General features: G+C 59.0%; 5 protein-coding genes. 4 read left to right on the top strand and 1 reads right to left on the bottom strand.

The window, feature by feature from the left end:
- Nucleotides 1-100 precede the first annotated feature (100 nt).
- On the top strand, nt 101-703 hold the full coding sequence (locus AC1XOS_RS21390; RefSeq protein ID WP_481964237.1) for a hypothetical protein: 603 nt from the start codon (nt 101-103) through the stop codon (nt 701-703).
- A 1-nt stretch (nt 704) separates the two neighbouring features.
- On the top strand, nt 705-1,388 hold the full coding sequence (locus AC1XOS_RS21385) for a hypothetical protein (protein WP_481964236.1): 684 nt from the start codon (nt 705-707) through the stop codon (nt 1,386-1,388).
- On the opposite strand, the gene AC1XOS_RS21380 is transcribed toward AC1XOS_RS21385, so the two are convergent.
- Entirely contained in the window at nt 1,306-1,944 is a 639-nt protein-coding gene (locus tag AC1XOS_RS21380) for a biotin transporter BioY (protein WP_481964235.1), read from the bottom strand. The two genes, AC1XOS_RS21385 and AC1XOS_RS21380, sit on opposite strands and share 83 nt — an antisense overlap.
- 114 nt (nt 1,945-2,058) lie before the next feature.
- On the opposite strand from AC1XOS_RS21380, the gene nadA reads away from it, so the two are divergent.
- Nucleotides 2,059-3,021, top strand: a complete 963-nt coding sequence (gene nadA / locus AC1XOS_RS21375; RefSeq protein WP_481964238.1) for a quinolinate synthase NadA — start codon at nt 2,059-2,061, stop codon at nt 3,019-3,021.
- A 4-nt stretch (nt 3,022-3,025) separates the two neighbouring features.
- The coding region (locus AC1XOS_RS21370) for a hypothetical protein (RefSeq protein WP_481964234.1) at nt 3,026-3,311 on the top strand (286 nt) is incomplete at its 3' end.

Below are 3,311 nucleotides of genomic sequence, written 5' to 3'. Positions count from 1 at the left end.
TCCCTTGGAAGACCTCCGAGGGCAAGGCACTTGCTCCGTCGCTTCCCACCAAAGGCACTGCCTGGCCGGGGGGCACTGAGACGACCCGAAAGAGAGAGAAATGACACGAAAAGATCTACTACAGCGAGGGCTGGGGCTGTTCGCACTAGGAGGGCTGGGAAGCCTTGCGCCAAGAGCGTGGGCATGGCAGCAGGCGCTTCCGATTGCCAATGCTCTGGCGATCATCGATACCGACGAGCTAACTCTTACCCAGGCCGAGACGGCAGCGATTCGGCCCATTCTTCAGCCCCTGATGGTACCTGCGACTCCCAAGCACCCCCGAGCAGCCACTGAGAGTGGCAACGACCGTGCGGCACTGGCAAAGCGTGCGCTTCTGGCTCTTGCGACGGTGCTCTACGGAGCGCACCAGCGAGAAAAGGCGGACAAGAGTGGCGAGAGTGTGGAGAGCTTCCGGGCACGTCTGGAGAAAGAGCTGGCGAGCCACGAGGTTACCAAGGGAGGGCTCTGGCGCTTTGAGCGGATGCTGAGCAAGTTCATGCAGGACATGAGTGGTGGGCAGCGGCGGCGGCAGCGAGCGGGCGGGAGAGCGCCTTCAACCGCCACACCCCGAACCCAAGAGCAGGCCTACAAAGAGCTGCTGCGTGAGATCCAGAAGCTAACACTACGTCTTGTGGACGTGGCAACGAACAAAACGGAGAAGTAAGATGGCGGACTTTAAAGAATATTGCGACGAAATCCACGACAACTTAGACTACTTTGCCCGCTGGTTTCCTACGGATGAGCCCGTTCAAGTGGGGGACTATGGCACCATGGAGGGCGATAAGTTCAACCCCTTGGGCAACCTACGGGATCTTGGCGTGATCGTCGGGTTTGAGAGTGATGACTCTACCAACGATAGCATCAGCTATGCAAGCTCGAAAGATGTTAGCTTTAGCTCGAAAGTGGGCGTGAACCTCCCTGGCGTCGCGGGGGGAAGTATCACAGTGAGCTTGGGAAAGAAAAACTCGATCTTCTTGTTGGCGGAGGACATTACCTATGCCTCAATGAAGAATATCACCAAGCTCGGGGCCAAGCTTGATGAGCTGCATAAAGCCAACAAGTGGAAGACCCGCTATGTCTTTGTCTCCAAACGCGTGATCTCACGGCGCTTCTTGGTGGCGATTGCCGATAGCGACAACTCATCGTTTAAGCTCTCGGGGACCGTCTCAAAAGCCGTGACGGGCGTGGCGGATATCAACCTGGATGATCTGAGCTATGGCTCCATCTCGGGCTCTGTGAGTAAGTTTAACCACGTGGATGGAACCGTTAAGACTCCTCTCTTTGAGCTGTACGAGTGGAAGAATCCGTGGCTGGGGCTTGGGACACCCTATGTTGCGCCGTACAAATAAATCTCCACGACACCGGCAAGAGCCCGGCGGCTAGCAGCGACTTGAGCACATCACCCGGCAGGAACGGCAGAACCCCCTGCACGACTGCTGGGACGATTCCTCCGACAAACTGCGCTAGCCAGAGTGCCCCAAAGAGAAAGATGGTCAGGCTGGCGAGGAGCATCCCCAGCGCTGTGGTCAGTGGCTTTCGGTCCCAGCCGCGCTCAGCGAGGGTGCCTGCCAAAAAGGCGGCGAGGGGAAAGGCGAAGAGATAGCCACCCGTTGGCCCGATGAGCTTCGCAAGCCCCGCGGCACCGCCCGCAAAGAACGGAAGTCCGAGTCCGCCCTCCAAAACATAGAGCGCAACGGCCAGCGCTCCCCGACGACTACCAAGGGCCATGCCGGTCAGTAAGACGGCAAAGGTCTGGCCCGTGAGCGGGACGGGCGTGAAGGGGAGGGGAATCGAGACTTGTGCGCAGGCAGCAATGACGAGTGAGGCGGCAGGGACGAGAAGCCACGAGGGCAGCGCGAGGGTATCAGCAAGCGTGCGCGGTTTTTGAGTGAGAGTCAGGGACATACAGAGCCAAGTATACCGCGTGTCGTGCGGGTACAATAGGGCATGAAAAACCTGACTTTGGTGCGGGACATGCACCAGGCGAACCCCTACGACCTGACCGCTCGTGCCGCCGAGATTGACCCGTCACTGGATCTCGTCGCGGAGATTCTGAAGCTCAAAAAAGAGAAAAACGCGGTGATTCTGGCGCACTACTACCAGGACTCCGAGATTCAGGACCTTGCCGATTTCGTGGGCGACTCACTCGCGCTGGCGCAGGCTGCGGCCAAGACGCAAGCCGACTGCATTGTCTTCTGCGGCGTGCACTTCATGGCCGAGACCGCCAAGATCCTCAACCCCACCAAGCCCGTCTATCTGCCGGATTTAGATGCCGGTTGCTCTCTGGCGGATAGATGTCCTGCCGATGTCTATGGCGAGTGGCTCAAGCAGTATCCGGGGCACTACGTCGTCAACTACATCAACTCCTCAGCGGCGGTCAAGGCCATGAGCGACTTGATCGTCACCAGCAGCAATGCCGCGCAGCTCGTCGCCATGATCCCCAAAGATCAGCCCGTTGTCTTTGGCCCCGACCGGCATCTCGGAAAGTGGGTCGAGAAGCAAACAGGCCGCGAGATGGTGCTCTGGCCGGGCTTCTGCATTGTCCACGAGCAGTTCAACGCCCGCCGCCTCACGCTTCTGATCAACGCCCACCCCGACGCCACCGTGATCGCACACCCGGAGTGCGAAGAGGCGGTTCTTGACAAGGCGCACTTCATCGGCTCCACTCTGGCGCTTCTCAACTACGTCAAAACACACCCCGAGCACAAGAAGTTCGTCGTCAACACCGAGGTCGGGATTCTCCACCAGATGCAAAAAGCCCGCCCCGACGCCGAGTTTATCTGCGCCCCGCCCAACTCCGGCTGCACCTGCGCAAGCTGCCCCTACATGCGCCTGAACACATTAGAGAAACTCTACCTCTGCCTCAAAGACGGCCAGCCCGAGCTACAAATGGACGAAGACCTGCGCGTCAAATCCGAAGTCCCGCTACGGCGAATGCTAGAGTGGAGTGCAAAAATCCAGCCCGCTGTGCCGAGTAAGTAGTTTTATGAAACACCAGGCAACAAATCCTATTGCGGTACGCTACGAGACAGGCCAGCGCCTTCGTTGGTTTGAGACGCTCTGGGAGACGGCGAGCGCGGAGAAAAAGCGGCAGGTCTTGCCGCTGGTCAATCAGGCCGTGATGGGCTTCTTCGCCGGTGGCCCCTCCGCAAGCGCCAAGCCACTGGATCAGGCAATTCTTCTGCTGGGCGATGAGAACGGCCGTACGCCAGAGCACCGCTGGGGATTGTCCTTAGCGGTAGCTCCCGTCGTGCGGTTGCTGGATAGCAAGG

The sequence above is a fragment of the Armatimonas sp. genome (genome assembly GCF_964826245.1).
This window is presented reverse-complemented; position numbering and strand designations above follow the sequence as displayed.

What these genes read in the sequence shown, in the direction of transcription:
- AC1XOS_RS21390 (WP_481964237.1), top strand. Translation starts at nt 101, where the DNA reads ATGACACGAAAAGATCTACTACAGCGAGGGCTGGGGCTGTTCGCACTA.
- AC1XOS_RS21385 (WP_481964236.1), top strand. Translation starts at nt 705, where the DNA reads ATGGCGGACTTTAAAGAATATTGCGACGAAATCCACGACAACTTAGAC.
- AC1XOS_RS21380 (WP_481964235.1), bottom strand. Translation starts at nt 1,944, where the DNA reads ATGTCCCTGACTCTCACTCAAAAACCGCGCACGCTTGCTGATACCCTC.